The organism is Rhizobium grahamii, assembly GCF_009498215.1.
Classification (GTDB): domain Bacteria; phylum Pseudomonadota; class Alphaproteobacteria; order Rhizobiales; family Rhizobiaceae; genus Rhizobium; species Rhizobium grahamii_A.
Genome location: NZ_CP043499.1, coordinates 1,559,388 through 1,573,279 on the forward strand (window position 1 = coordinate 1,559,388; position 13,892 = coordinate 1,573,279).

At 59.1% G+C, this 13,892-nt stretch carries 13 protein-coding genes; 2 read left to right on the top strand and 11 right to left on the bottom strand.

The window, feature by feature from the left end:
* Nucleotides 1-2 precede the first annotated feature (2 nt).
* The 4 genes from FZ934_RS25900 to FZ934_RS25915 all read right to left on the bottom strand — a co-directional run bounded on the left by FZ934_RS25900 (nt 3) and on the right by FZ934_RS25915 (nt 4,574).
* Nucleotides 3-866: an ExeA family protein gene (locus tag FZ934_RS25900; RefSeq protein ID WP_153273647.1), complete on the bottom strand. Its 864-nt coding sequence runs from the start codon at nt 864-866 to the stop codon at nt 3-5.
* Between the two features lie 77 nt (nt 867-943).
* Entirely contained in the window at nt 944-1,717 is a 774-nt protein-coding gene (locus FZ934_RS25905; RefSeq protein ID WP_153273648.1) for a hypothetical protein, read from the bottom strand.
* Between the two features lie 30 nt (nt 1,718-1,747).
* Nucleotides 1,748-3,253 (bottom strand): GumC family protein, encoded by a 1,506-nt coding sequence (locus tag FZ934_RS25910; protein ID WP_153273649.1) that lies wholly within the window; start codon nt 3,251-3,253, stop codon nt 1,748-1,750.
* Nucleotides 3,254-3,311: 58 nt separating this feature from the next.
* Nucleotides 3,312-4,574: a polysaccharide biosynthesis/export family protein gene (locus FZ934_RS25915; RefSeq protein ID WP_153273650.1), complete on the bottom strand. Its 1,263-nt coding sequence runs from the start codon at nt 4,572-4,574 to the stop codon at nt 3,312-3,314.
* A gap of 859 nt (nt 4,575-5,433) precedes the next feature.
* Here FZ934_RS25915 and FZ934_RS25920 point away from each other — a divergent pair.
* Nucleotides 5,434-6,441 carry a sterol desaturase family protein gene (locus tag FZ934_RS25920; RefSeq protein ID WP_153273651.1) on the top strand — a complete coding sequence of 336 codons (1,008 nt, stop codon included), beginning with the start codon at nt 5,434-5,436 and terminating at the stop codon, nt 6,439-6,441.
* 1 nt (nt 6,442) lies between these two features.
* Here FZ934_RS25920 and FZ934_RS25925 read toward each other — a convergent pair whose 3' ends face one another.
* The 3 genes from FZ934_RS25925 to cbiE all read right to left on the bottom strand — a co-directional run bounded on the left by FZ934_RS25925 (nt 6,443) and on the right by cbiE (nt 9,688).
* On the bottom strand, nt 6,443-7,162 hold the full coding sequence (locus FZ934_RS25925) for a LuxR C-terminal-related transcriptional regulator (RefSeq protein ID WP_432443673.1): 720 nt from the start codon (nt 7,160-7,162) through the stop codon (nt 6,443-6,445).
* Nucleotides 7,163-7,690: 528 nt separating this feature from the next.
* Entirely contained in the window at nt 7,691-8,449 is a 759-nt protein-coding gene (gene cobM / locus FZ934_RS25930) for a precorrin-4 C(11)-methyltransferase (RefSeq protein ID WP_153273652.1), read from the bottom strand.
* 9 nt (nt 8,450-8,458) lie between these two features.
* Nucleotides 8,459-9,688, bottom strand: coding sequence for a precorrin-6y C5,15-methyltransferase (decarboxylating) subunit CbiE (cbiE, locus tag FZ934_RS25935; RefSeq protein ID WP_153273653.1), 1,230 nt, complete (start codon nt 9,686-9,688; stop codon nt 8,459-8,461).
* Between cbiE and FZ934_RS25940 the strand changes: the two genes are divergently transcribed.
* Entirely contained in the window at nt 9,687-10,442 is a 756-nt protein-coding gene (locus FZ934_RS25940) for a cobalt-precorrin-6A reductase (protein ID WP_153273654.1), read from the top strand. The two genes, cbiE and FZ934_RS25940, sit on opposite strands and share 2 nt — an antisense overlap.
* On the opposite strand, the gene FZ934_RS25945 is transcribed toward FZ934_RS25940, so the two are convergent.
* Genes FZ934_RS25945 through FZ934_RS25960 form a run of 4 tightly spaced genes read right to left on the bottom strand, consistent with a single transcriptional unit; the run spans nt 10,429 to nt 13,809 of the window.
* Nucleotides 10,429-11,184 (bottom strand): precorrin-3B C(17)-methyltransferase, encoded by a 756-nt coding sequence (locus tag FZ934_RS25945; RefSeq protein ID WP_153273655.1) that lies wholly within the window; start codon nt 11,182-11,184, stop codon nt 10,429-10,431. The genes FZ934_RS25940 and FZ934_RS25945 overlap by 14 nt on opposite strands.
* Nucleotides 11,181-11,912 (bottom strand): precorrin-2 C(20)-methyltransferase, encoded by a 732-nt coding sequence (locus tag FZ934_RS25950; protein ID WP_153273656.1) that lies wholly within the window; start codon nt 11,910-11,912, stop codon nt 11,181-11,183. The genes FZ934_RS25945 and FZ934_RS25950 overlap by 4 nt, the downstream gene beginning before the upstream one ends.
* A complete protein-coding gene (locus FZ934_RS25955; protein ID WP_153273657.1) occupies nt 11,909-12,541 on the bottom strand; it encodes a precorrin-8X methylmutase in 633 nt (210 codons plus the stop codon). The genes FZ934_RS25950 and FZ934_RS25955 overlap by 4 nt, the downstream gene beginning before the upstream one ends.
* Before the next feature lie 2 nt (nt 12,542-12,543).
* Entirely contained in the window at nt 12,544-13,809 is a 1,266-nt protein-coding gene (locus FZ934_RS25960; protein ID WP_246737951.1) for a precorrin-3B synthase, read from the bottom strand.
* Between the last annotated feature and the right edge of the window lie 83 nt (nt 13,810-13,892).

Sequence of the window (13,892 nt, forward strand, 5' to 3'; positions counted from 1 at the left end):
CTTCAAAACGCGCGTTGCACGGCCAGTTCGGGGCGCAGAGCTGATGCCTCGTCAGACGCAAAGATGCCATAACGGCTGCGGTCCTCAAGGACGCGGCGAACGGTGCTGGCGCTAACCTGCGTCCGCATCTTCGCATAGGCATAGACCAGGCAGCGGTCTGCAAGGACATTGATCTGGCGCGGAATACCCTTCGAAGCTTCGAAGAGAAGCGTCTTGGCGGACGAGGAGAACAGATGTTCGGGACCACCGGCAACACGAATGCGGTGATCGATGTATGCCCTAGCTTCAACCCTCCCCAGTTCCGGCAGCTGGAAGTCCGATGAAACGCGCTGGGCAAACTGCCGCAATTCGGGAAGCTGGAGTGTCGCGCGCAGTTCGGATTGCCCGACAAGGATGAGCTGCATCATCATCGACTTGGTGTTGATGTTGGAGAGCATCCGCAGCTCTTCGAGCCGATCCGGCTCGAGATTCTGGGCTTCGTCGATAATCAGAACCACGCGCCCGCGGCGTTTCACCTCGCCCTCCACGAACTCGCAAAACCGCTTGTAGAGACGTGGGTAAGAGGCATCTTCAAACCCCTGCCCGAAGGCCATGAGTATCCATTCCAGCAAGTTGCCGCCGGCCCTGGTTGTATGGGTGATCATGCCGATCCTGGTCGACTGATGCATATTGCTCAGGAAATGCTGGATCAGCGTTGTCTTGCCAGAACCGACGGTTCCGGTGATGACCGTAAAACCAGCTTGGTTGACCAGGCCGTATTCCAACATCGACAACGCCATGGAATGCGAGGAGCCGAAATATAGAAACTTCGGATCTGGCAGAATGGAGAAGGGCTTTTCCAACAGTCCGTAATGTTTTTCGTACATTCACTACTCCACTCAAACCTGCCCTACCGGGTAGAACTCTCCGCGCCTGGGCTATCGGCAGCAAGAGATGCCCTTTGCTACAAACCGTGCTTTCGGCACTTGTTCAGGACGACCTGCACGTTGCTCTTCGTCCCGAGATAAGTGCGGCAAGCCTCAAGCTCGGCGAGCCGAGTTTGGCCGACGGCAAGAAGCAGAACCACCGCCTGAGCCTCGGACGCAAGCGCAGCCGACTCGTCCGTGGTCAGCATCGGCGGCAGATCGAGTATGGTGATCGTTGGATTGAGCGCACGGCGGAGCGCATCAATGCGACGCATCAGCTGCATCGCGTCACTCTTGCCGGACGCTTTCTCATAGCTGTTGCCCGGGCAGAAGACATGCACCTGCATGCCGCCGATATCCGCCAGGATAAGCTCCGGTCGCTCCATCTTTCCGGGCGGCCCCTTCAGCGGAAACCCCATCATGGCCATAATGGACGAGGCCCCGGCGTTGGCATCGACCAACAGGACGTTGGCGGAAGGAGTACGGGCAAAGCTGAACGCGAGATTCGCTGCAACGGTTGTCGTTCCGCACCCCATTGTAGGCGCAGTCACGGCAATCAGGCCGCTCCGGTCATCCTGGATCAGCGATTGCAGCTGGTTGCGCAGAACATCATAGGGACGTGTTGCCATATGGTTTGTGTCGTAGGCCACGATGCGCGCGGCCATCATGGTCGAGGGAGACAACCTGACCGCGGCGTTCTCCTGTTCATCGCCCACCAATGCCACGCGCTCGGGCTGTACAGGCAAGCCACCGATCGCATTCATCTGCGGTGTGCTTCTGGCACGCTGTAAAGCTCTGGCGATGATTTCCATGACGTCACTTCCCGTTCGAAGTCGTGGTGTTCAGGTCCGCGATGCGCTCTGCACAGTCGGCGTGGAGAAAAACTTTCGGATGGAGCCCAGCCATCCTCGTCGCACGGACCCCGATGGGTCCGGCGGCGTCCACTCCGGCAACACGACCAGCGTTTGCCCGCCAAGCGCCTCAGCAAGATCGAACGTGCCGCGTATTGTCGGCGTCAGAAGGTCGGCAAGAAGGACCGTGCCCATTCCTGCAGCAAGCGACAGTACCAGGACAACAATCATGAACTTCATCCGCGACTGCGTCGGATAGAGAGGAACATCCGGCGTCTCGATGACTTCGATCTGCATCGCGGATTCACCGCTTTCCAGGCGTTCCCCGGTCCGGGCCGTTTCAAGCTTGCTCTTCATGTCATCGAGGCTGCGCTGCAGGCCGGTACGCTCCGTGTCGATCGCATTCATCTGCGCTTCGATATCGGGCGCACGGCTGATATCCATCTTGATGGCGGAGATCTTCGCCCGCACCTGATCTCGCTGCTGCAGCAACGCCGCCTGCCGCGCCTTGGCGATCGGAACACGTTGCGACACCAGTGCCAACTCCGGTGGCAGGTCGACCGGATCGGCATTGGCAGTTTCCGCGCCGGCTTCCGGTGGCGCCGCGGCTTGGCTCTTCAACAGGTCAATCTTCTGCTTCAATGCGCGGATCTGCGGGTGGGACTCAGAGTAGATCAGGAGCTTCTCGTTGATCTGGGTCTGCAATTGCGCCAACTGTGCCCGCCGACGCGTCGTATCGGCGGAATTTTCAATTCCGAGGCGCAACTGCGCTTGCAACAGGCTCACCTCCTCATTCTGCGAGGTAATCGCCGTCTCCAAGCCCGACAGATCGCGTTCTCTTTCCTGCAGTTCGATCAGAAGCTGAGGAACGCGGTTCGGCATCACGTCCTTGTTTTCCTCGACAAACTTGTCGCGATAGGCTTCCTTCTGCTTCAGCTTCGTTTCCAGATCTTCTGTTTCTCGCGTCAGGAATTGAGCCGTCTCCGTTGCGCGCGAGACGCGAATTCGCTTCGTCTCGTTCATCAACATATCGATCAGGTCGTTCGTTACCGCTGCAGCAACCTTCGGATCGCCATACTTGAAGCCAACATGGACGACGGAGCTGGCCGATGTCGGATCGGCGCCTTCCGGCGTCTCGCTCGTGATTGTGACGGCCAAACGAATAAGATCAGCGAACTTGCTTTTGGAAAGCGTCTGCGCCAGCGCAGGGAACAGATTCTGACGTTGGGCGAGATCAAGGAGACTGTCTCGAGCTAGTACGCGTTGCTCGATCAGCTGGAGACGCTCGTTCGTCACCGTAGCCGGCACCAGCGTGGAAGGTATCTGCTGCCCTTCAACGATCAGGACTGCCTGGGAATAGTAACTGCGCGGCAGTTGCAAGACGACCGCCATACCACACAGGAGAATTATCAAGAAAGGGATCAGGAAATAGGTCTTCTTCGCCAACAACAGGTCGAAGTAGTATTGGGCGTTTCGGATCAGGAAATCTTTGTTCATCGCGTCACTCGTCGGCCTGGCGCCTGCTCGGATTCTGGCGGGATGCTGTTGCGAATTGTCATTGAACTGCAGCCCCCTCGGCGGCGGCAGCCTTGCTTTCGAGCCGCGGCGGCACAGGGGCAGTTGGCAAGATCCCGCTCGTCAGGCTATCGAGGGTGCCATAAAGAACGCGCACGAGATCGCCTGGCAGAAGCGGTGTCATCTCATCGGCATCGAACTCCTGTGGTGAGCCTCCGACCGCCCGTACAATGCGATAGCGAACCGTCCGGACGTTACTTCCAGGATTGTCACTTGCACTGCGTTCATAAACATCGAGCACTTTTCGAGCATCGGTGAGACTGTTCTTTGCCTCCTCCTCCTGACGCTCGACATCAACGATTTCCGACAATGTTCTTTCTCTCTGCTGGCGCAGGGCCGTGTCGATTTGCGTCAGCTCCTGCTGAACCGCGCGCTGAGCGGTGGTGAAGTCCGCGACGAGCCGGCCTTTGGCAATTTCGAGATCGGCGATTTCGTTCTCACGATCAAATTTCTGGGTGGCTTGCAGAGCACCCCTCTCGACCAATGCAACGACAGAGTCGCGGCGTTGCTTTGCGACTTCGATCCGGCGATCAAGCGTTTCCGACTGCTCGTTGATGGCCGCGATATTTCGCGCGCCGAGCGTCTCTGTATCCTTGCGGGCCTTTGCCTGGGCCTCTATCCCCTGGCGATAGGCGTCGAGGAGCGTCTGCTCCTGCTCTACGATCGCCCTGCTTTCGGCATCCTGACTGTCCACTTCGAGAATGGTCTTGTCTTCCAGCTCCGCCTGCAGACGGCCATGGCGGGCCGTCAATTGCTTCAAGCGCGTTTCAGTCTCGGCAATTGTCCGCCGCACAACGATGGTGCGGTCTTCATCGCTGGGCAGCAGCGGGCTGCGACGCAGCCCTCCCGCAACGCTGACACCATGCAGAACGGTCATACCCTTGCGAAAGGGATAGGATCCCGGCGTCGTGACTTCGCCGCCAAGAAATATGCTCGGCTGATGCAAAGGGTCGGGACGCAGCATGATCGTCAGGTTCGGGTTCTCCTTGAAGAATGGCCGAAGCTTCTCGTTGAAGGCTGCCTCGACCTCCGTGACTGTCATGCCGGCGGCCTTCAGATGTCCGGCCAGAGGGAAAGACACCCAGCCATCGGGCTCGACAACCACATTGCGACGAAGGTCTTCCTCCTGCGCAACCCAAACCTCGAGAGTATCGCCGGGCTGGAGAAGATATTTTTCCTGCCCTTGGGCCGTACCCAACAGCGCCAAGTAAAGCAGACCCGCACAGGCATATTTCATACGCATACTTTGCCTCAACAGGAGTATTATTTCCCAAATCTTGGCCCGACTTGGACCGTCACTGGCTGCATAGTAATGGCTTCGCCTGTGGGTGAGAACAACGCACAATGGAGTACATTCCAGAGCGCCAGGGCCCCATGAAGACTACGGCGTTCGAAACGTGATTCCCCATTTTAGGAACGGAGCTGTGAGCAAGGGTCGATGAACATGTTGCGGTGCCGTCCTCCCGAGTGAAACGACATACCGTAATCGACCGTATATTTTCGGCACAGCTGAATTTATACTCAGTAAATGAAGCGTCACACCTAATATATTGATCGATTTATATTATAGCCCAAAGAGGTCGCGTCCGTTTCTCTCTATACTGCGTATAAATTCAACTTGCTCACTATCGGGAAAGTATTAAATTCGATTAAAATCGAAACTACCGCGAACAAACATCCGATCGCCTGTCGGGAGCGACGCGCTATGCAAGCGAAAGTCAATATCCGCCGGAAGAGATAGGCCATCATCCATTTGGATGGTGTAGCTCACAGCCGATGACCAGATGAAATTGCCCGGCGTTTCGGAGAAAGGCGCATGCTTCGGCAGGGCGCGCAACGTCCTTCAGCCCAGTGCACAACCATAAATTGACTGCGCCCTATCGCGGATGCGCCAGAAGCAGCAACCACGCCACGGCGTCCTGGATGAGCCGTTTTGGACTCACTTTATATAAAGAGCGACAGTCTTGAGCGCGCGCTTACGATCCGCGGGCGAATTGCCTTAGCGCGGCAATGAGGCGCCGCTCTGCGGCGGATGTTCGTCTTGCGTCTCAACACAAGTCGCTGTCTATTACGCGTCACTCAGACAGCAGCGAGAATGGCGCGTGCAAACCAAAGCAAAATCTCAGTTCTATCGTCTGGCCTCATGGCTTCTTTGGCCGGGGCTATTTGCGGCTGGCCTCGTCGGGGCGGGCTTCGCCTTCCATACGGCAATGCCGCTATTGTGGTTCAATGTTGTCTATCTCTCGATCGTCGCTGCTATTGCCATATGCGAGCGGCTGATGCCTTACGAACAGCAATGGCTGCAGCGGGACGGGGAAACGTTCAACGATGTCGCTCACACCCTGTTGAGCAAGGGCGGCGTTCAACTGGCAGCCGCGCTCGGCGCGTCCGCGCCTATTGCAGTTGCGACGATCGCTCAGCCGGCCATTAATGCGCCGGCCTGGCTGTGGCCGGTGGGATGGCCGCTTGCGGCGCAGGTCGTGATTGGACTGATCATTGCCGAACTTGGGCTCTACATCGCCCATCGCGCCGCTCATGAGAAGCTGGCTCTCTGGCGGTTTCACGCGCTCCATCACAGCGTAGAACGGCTGTGGGTGGTGAACACGGGCCGCTTCCACCTCGTCGATTCACTTTTCAAGATCGCGCTCAGCCAGATTCCGCTCTATCTGCTCGGGGCGCCGCTCGAAGTCTTCCTATGGGTCGGCGCGGTAACGGCCTTCATCGGCCTGCTCACCCACTGCAACATCGATGTTCGCACAGGGGCCCTGGATTTCGTTTTCAGCACCCCGCAGCTTCATCGCTGGCATCATTCGCGGGTTCTGGCTGAAGGCAACACCAACTACGGAGAGAACCTGGTCCTATGGGACCAGGTATTTGGGACATACTTCAACCCTGACCGCCGCCCGCCGGTTGACATCGGCATAAGCGGACGCGTTGCCGACAGTTTTGTCGGCCAGTTCCTGCAGCCCTTTTCGAAGCGCGGGTTCCGGCAGATTCTAGGACGAAAGGCCGGCCATCCCAACCTGGGGATCGCCGGCCTCGAAGGATCTGAATCTAGGTCTGACGATCACACATCAGGATCAATCGTCGAAATGCAAAACATCCAATAGGCTATTCTGCAGATGCGCTCCAGCGGGACTCGCCCTGGAACATGTCGTTGAGCTTGTAGGCGACTTCGGTGCGATTGGTCGCTTTCAGCTTCTTCATGATGTTGCGGATATGAACCTTGACGGTGCTTTCGCGCAGGTTGAGTTCATACGCAATAATCTTGTTTGCCTTGCCCTTTCGAAGAGCTTGGACCACTTCCGCCTGTCGCAGGGTGAACATGCGGCTGAGTTCTTTCTGCCGGGGCGCGTTGTCGACAACGGTCGACGAGGAGAACGTGTTTCCGGCAATGATGAAGGTGCCACCCGCAACGGCGAGCGCAATCGCTTCCACACATACCTCGACCCCAACGGAGGTCGGAATAAAACCACGTGCACCGCGCTCCAATACTTTGAGCGTCTGGTTCAGATCGTCGCCGTCGGCAAGAATAACGACAGGCGCCGGCGCAAGCTCGGCAGCGATACTTGCAATTTCATCGCAAAGATTGCCATCGCTTGCCTTGCGACCAGCAATGTTAAACAAAACTGCTGTCAGATTCTGGAACGAATCCTTCTTGCGGCGCCATTCGGATACCGATCCGACGGCGAGCGCCTTCATCCCCAATCCGTTTCTTGTCAGGGTCGTCGCCAGGCATTCGCGCTCAAGCGTCCTGGAATCGATGATCAGAAGGCAGCGATCATCATCGACGCCGGCGAGATCGTTAAGTGCTCGCGCCGACGTTGTCATCGTCTGTATTTTGCCGATAGGTGTGCGTCCACTTTCAAATTCCGAAGGTACGTAATTCATACTTGCCTCATACTCAATAGTTATCGAGGTGACCATTCGTAACGAAATGCAATACTCTGGGACTTCTTCCTGCTTTATTGTATTCAAGTAGTTTCCGGCGCTGACTTCGGTGAAGAGAGAAGGTTTCTACTTTGTTAAGAACCTACATACAGGACCCCTAATAATCAACCTCAAATATTTATCGGCCAAAGCATAACTAGAGCGCAGTATATAAAATTCTACCTCCATTGGCCCAAAGTAGGAATTTAATTTTCCCAGTATGATCGAAAGGCGATCTTGCGACACCCTTCCTTTACTGATTGGAAATAACGTTTCTTAATAATAATAGAAAAATATAGTTCTTGCCGCCATTGCTCGGCCGAACATTGCATATGTCGATAAAGTTTCGTTTAAGTTGTATTAAAATCTACATCTTCGCAAGTTAAGAAAAGCATTGAGGAATATCGGGAAGTAACTAAATGGCGACTTTCATCGCCGGTCACGGAACCGCCTTTGATAGGCTGGATCGTAAAGCGAACTTTCCCGGAAATCGTCCGCCGCAAGCGATGGTCCGACAAATATGATCGCCGTTCGCTCGATCGGGTTCTGTGCCAGTTTTGCCTCGATGTCGCCAAGTGTGCCACGAATGATCCGCTCATCCGACCAGCTGGCCTTCGCCACGATCGCGACCGGGCAATCCACACCATAAAGCGGCGTCAGTTCCTCAACGACTTGCGCCAGGGCATGGATCGCGAGATGAATGGCGAGCGTGGAACCGGTCGCCCCGAACTTCGACAGTGTCTCGTCGTTGGGCATCGGCGAGGCACGCCCCGAGACGCGCGTCAGGACGAGGCTTTGCGCAACCGCCGGGATCGTGAGTTCCCGCCCAAGTGCCGCAGCCGCAGCAGCGAATGAAGGCACCCCAGGCGTCAGCGTATAATCTATGCCAAGCCTCTCCAGTCGACGGATCTGTTCCGCGACGGCGCTCCAGACGGAAAGGTCGCCGGAATGAAGGCGCGCAACATCGTGGCCGGCGTCGGCTGCTTTCACATACTCCGCTTCAATCTCATCGAGCGACAATGGCGCTGTATCGATGATCAGTGCATTCGGCGGGCAATACTGCAGCAGTTCAGGCGACACGATGGATCCGGCGTAAAGGCATACAGGGCATCTGCCGATCAGATCGCGACCGCGCACGGTAATAAGGTCTGCGGCGCCTGGTCCGGCTCCAATGAAATGCACGGTCATGTCTCGTCTCTACTCCTTGGTCCAGCACCACTGCGTCACGGGCATGGCCGGCCGCCAGCCCGTCATTTGACCAATGGCCGTCACGCGGCTGATTTCAATCCGCGTCATCGAGCCACCCACGGCCGCATGCAGCGCCATTATCTTTGCTTCCATCTCAAGCGTCACGCCATTGGCGACGATGCGGCCGCCGGGCTTGAGCGCGGCAAGTGCCGCGTCTATGACGCCGTCTTCGCTTCCCCCGCCGCCGACGAAGATGACGTCGGGGCACGGCAGGCCCTCCAGAGCCTCGGGCGCCCTGCCCTCGACCACTGCAAGAGTTGGCACTCCGAGATTGGTCGCATTGCGCGCAATACGCTGCGCGCGTTCTACCGATTGCTCGATGGCGATAGCTTTGAGAGAGTGGTGCTGCAGCATCCACTCTATCGCGATGGAGCCGGACCCGGAACCGATGTCCCACAACAGCTCGCCATAACGCGGCGAAAGCGCCGAAAGCGTGATAGCCCGATGCTCCCGCTTGGTAAGCTGGCCGTCGTGGTCGAAGAAGCGATCGTCGAGGCCACTTGCGAAGCCGATTACTCTGGCATCGGCGGCGCCCGCGATTTCAAGCGCGCAAACATTCAGCGGGTCGATATCGTCAAGATTGAAGTATTCGGCTTGCTGCTGCCGGATACGCTCACCCGACCCTCCGAGCGCCTCCAGGACATGAATCTTCGACTCTGCGAAGCCTTGCTTGCAAAGCAGCGCCACGAGTTGTGCGGGCGTCGCGGCATCGGAGGTCAGAGCGATTATCCGCCGACCCGGATGCAGATGCGGATATAGTAGCTCGATCGGCCGGCCATGAAGCGATATCGATGCCACATCCTGCAGCGCCCAGCCAAGCCGCGAGGCGGCAAGACTGAAGGATGACGGCGCCGGAATGGTGAGGATTTCATCCGCCGAAACGTGCCGCGAGAGAGTGGCGCCCACGCCGTAGAGAAATGGATCGCCGGAGGCCAGCACCACGACGGGCGTTCCCCTTCGCGCAACGATCTCTTCCACCGAGCGCTCGAACGGGCTCGCCCAATCCAGCTGTTGACCTTTAACCAGCGGGGCCATTAACGCGTGATGTCGCGCGCCGCCATAGACCACAGGAGCCGCTGAAATCAGGTGTTTCGCCTGCTCTCCAAGGCCCGCTAGACCGTCTTCACCAATCCCGATAATAGTCAGCCAGCGGCCAGGAGCGATCGAGGTTTCAGACATGGACAAAATCCGCATCCTGATGCTTGGAGGGACGAGTGAGGCGAGCGCGCTCGCCGGGGCGCTCGCGGGCAATCCGCGCTTCGACGTGCTTCTTTCGCTCGCCGGGCGCACGATAAAGCCGTCCGCGCAACCCGTGCCGGTCCGTGTTGGCGGCTTCGGCGGTGCGCAGGGACTGGCGACCTTCCTGCAGGACGGCTGTTTCGACCTGCTGATCGACGCGACGCACCCCTACGCGGTCAATATTTCCAACAATGCGGCCGAGGCGGTCCTGCGATCGAATACGCGTGCCTTCGCACTGCGCCGCGAGCCCTGGACGCCGGAAGCGGCTGACGACTGGCAAACCGTTGCCGATGTGCCGCACGCGATTGCCGCGCTCGGAGCTGCGGCCCGACGCGTCTTTCTGGCCATCGGCCGGCAGGAGGCCCACTATGCGGAAGCGGCACCGCAGCATTTCTACCTTGTGCGCAGCGTCGATCCAATCGATCCGCCGCTGGGATTGCCTTTTGTCGAGACTATTCTGGACCGCGGCCCCTTCGAGGTCGAACGCGAGATCGAGCTTTTGAGTGCGCGGCGCATCGACGCAATCATTGCCAAGAACAGCGGCGGCAGTGCCACCTATGCGAAGATCGAAGCGGCTCGCCGTCTGGCTCTGCCTGTCATCATGATTGAACGCGCGTCCGCCTCCGCGCTGCCGACGGTCAGCAATGTCAATGAGGCGTTGGCAGCGATCGACCACCTTTTTACCCTGCGATGAAGCGCGGCGTATAAACGATATCCTGCATCCCGGGCCGCGCGACGATCTTTGTCGCCGGCGAGCCAATGATGACACAGGTCGCCATGTCGGCAAGGCCGGCATCGGCATTCTGCAGCTCCTGCACAACAATGCGCTCGTCTGGCCGACCCGCGGCCCGGCCGAATATAACGGGTGTTGTCGCAGGCAGGTGTGTCTGCAGGAGTTCGAAGGCCTTGGCGAGCTGCCACGGCCGCGCCTTGCTGGTGGGATTATAAAGAGCGATGACGAAGCCGCCACGGGCAGCAGCTTCCAGCCGGCGCTCGACGATCTCCCAGGGCTTCAAATTGTCCGACAGCGATATGGTGCAGAAATCATGGCCGAGCGGAGCACCGACGCGGGCTGCAACCGCAAGCATCGCCGTGATGCCCGGAAGAATGACCAGCTCGACTTCGCGCCATTGCACCGGTCCTGTGTCGATCGCCTCGCAAACCGCGGCTGCCATTGCAAACACACCGGGGTCGCCGCCTGATACGACGCAGACCACCGCGCCCGCCGAGGCGGCCTGCAGGGCCGCGGCGGCGCGGCTCAATTCCTCGCGATTGTCGGAGGCGTGGCAATGTTGATCCGGCCGGAGTTCAAGCCGGTCGACATAGGGACCATACCCGAAGAATTCGGTCGCATCGGAGACTGCCCGGCACGTTTCCGGCGTCATTTGTTCCGGGTTGCCCGGCCCGGTGCCGATGACGTAAAGCCGACCGCTCATCGCTTGGCCTCCCAGCCAGGAACGAGCACCAGCGAAAAATACGGAGCTTCGTCTTCAGCCCGATCGACAAGCCGCTGCATCGCGCCATTGACCATCGTCCCACGCTCGACGTAGACGGCCTCGTCAAGACGGCCCGAGCGCTGAAGCGCCCGCCGGATCTTCGGCAGATTGCGCCCGACCTTCATGATGACCGCCGCCTGGGTATCGATAAGCCTGCGCTCCAGCTCGTCTTCCGCCATCGTGCCCGGGAGGACGCAGAGGACGTCATCACCCTGCACGATCGGTATGCCGGCCAGCGACCAGCATCCCGACATTGCGCTGATCCCCGGCACCACCTGCGTTGGGTAGCGGTTCGCCAGTCGCACGTGCAGATGCATGTAGGAGCCGTAAAAAAGCGGATCGCCTTCGCTCAGGATGACGACCGTCTTGCCGTCGTCGAGATGACCGGCAATCGTTTCTGCCGATTGCTCATAAAATGCGGTGATCTGATCGACATAAGCCGTCTCTGACTTATCGATCTCGGTCGTGACCGGATAATAGAGTGGAACAAGCGTCGTGTCGGCTCGCAGCAGATGCTCGACCACGGCCCTCCCGTTGCCCGACCTGCCCTGCTTGGCAAAGTAAGCAACGACATCGGCACTCTCAATCGCCTTGACGGCCTTGACCGTCAACAGCTCCGGATCGCCGGGGCCGGTGCCGACGCCGATGAGACAACCCTGACCGGTCATAGTCCGGGCCTCGCCAGAGCGTTAAGCGCTGCGGCCGTCATGGCGCTCCCGCCCAGCCGCCCTCGGACGATGGCAAAGGGCACACCGTAGGAATTCTCGGCAAGAGCATCTTTCGATTCTGCGGCACCGACGAAGCCGACCGGCATCCCGATGATTGCAGCTGGCTTGGGTGCTCCGTCGCGAAGAAGCTCCAGCAAATGGAAGAGGGCCGTCGGCGCATTGCCGATCGCAACCACGCTTCCGGCGAGCCTGTCCAGCCAAAGATGAATGGCCGCGGCCGACCGCGTGTTTCCCGTCAGCTTTGCCAACTCGGCCGTGCGCGGGTCGTGCAGCGTGCACACGACGTCATTGTTAGCGGGCAAGCGAGCGCGCGTCACGCCATGAGCGACCATCTCGGCGTCGCAAAGGATCGGCGCACCGGCCTTCAAGGCATTGCGCGCATCGCCGACAAAGGTCGGAGAGAACAGGAAACGCTCGCTGGCTTCGACGAGGCCGCAGGCATGGATCATGCGGACGGCAACATCTGCTTCCTGCTCCGAAAACCGGGCAAGATCCGCCTCTGCTCTGATGATCGCAAAAGATCGCTCGTATATTGCGTCGCCGCTATGGATATAATCGTACTCTGGCATTCCTATTCCTGTCGCAGCGCGCCCACGATGCGCTTCTTGCCGAGGCGCGCGAGGCACGAGGCGGTCGTTTCGCCGCCCTGTTTCTCCGCCTCTATGAGGCGCGCCAGCCTCTCTATAGCGGATTCGACGTCACCGCCAGCGATCAGTGCATCGGGCGGATCGGAAGCGCGACCGGAAAGCACGACATGATAGCCGCCGTCAACACCGGCAAACGTCAGCGCGGCACGACGCTCGGCGCAGCCCTTGACGCATCCGGACATGTGAACCGCGAGCGAGCCATCGAGAATGCCCGGCCAGCGGTCGATCATGGCTTCGCCCAGCACACGCGTGTGATAATAGCCGGATGCACACGCTCCGGCTCCGGCGCAAGCCGCCATTTTGATCGACGGGTCATTCGCGTCAGTCGACAGACCATGACGCCGTGCTGCGTCTGCGACGGTATCGATATCGGACTTCGCCAGACCAGCAAGGAACAGGCACCGACCGGGTCCCGGACGCAGGCTCTGAATGTTGAGGTGGCTGATATCGTCAACGAAGCCAATCAGATCGGCTGCCCGCATCTGGCCAAACCGGGCTCGCAGACCATAGGCAATTGCGGCGCTATCGATCTGCACGGGGCCGAGCGGAGCGTCCGGTGCAGCCAATATAACGGTCTCACTGCTTTCCTGTAACGCCGGGAATGTCGCGTGCAATCGATCAGGCGGAATGTCGCGCCACCGCGCGCCGCCATTCTCGGCGAGGAACCGCAGCAGCTTTTCAAGACAGTCAACCGCCTCTCCGGCGTTTCCGAGGGCAACAGGGAGGGGCTTAGGTCCATCCGTATTGATCAAAACCAACCAGCGTTCCGGCCCAATCGCTTCCAGGCGAATGTCGGCGGGCACGGCGGAGAGTCCGAACGGACCACCGCCATCGATGACGATGGAGAGTTTTGCTGCAAGCTTTTTCGAATCCAGCAGGGCAGTCAGTCGCTGTCTCACCAAGTCTTCGAGCGCGGCGGCGTTGGCGTTTTCATGAAAGAGCCCATGGAGCGGTGGCAGTTCGATCGCCGGTCCTTTCGGAATCTCGATCGCCGCCTCGTGCAGTGCCGCCGCCAGCGGTCCGATCCTCTCAGGGGTCAGGCCGCGAATTTGAATGCTGCCGCGCGCTGTGATTTCAAGAAGCCCGTTGCCGAACCGGAGCGCGGCTTCTCCCAATGCCCGACACTGTTGAAGCGTGAGAACGCCATGCCGAGAGCGCAGACGCACCAGCAGCCCATCACCCGTCTGCATTGGCTCGGCCAAGCTGGGACACGCCCCCCTTCGCGATGCGGCGACAACACCAGCGTCTGTATGATGGCTCTGCGCGCTCGCCA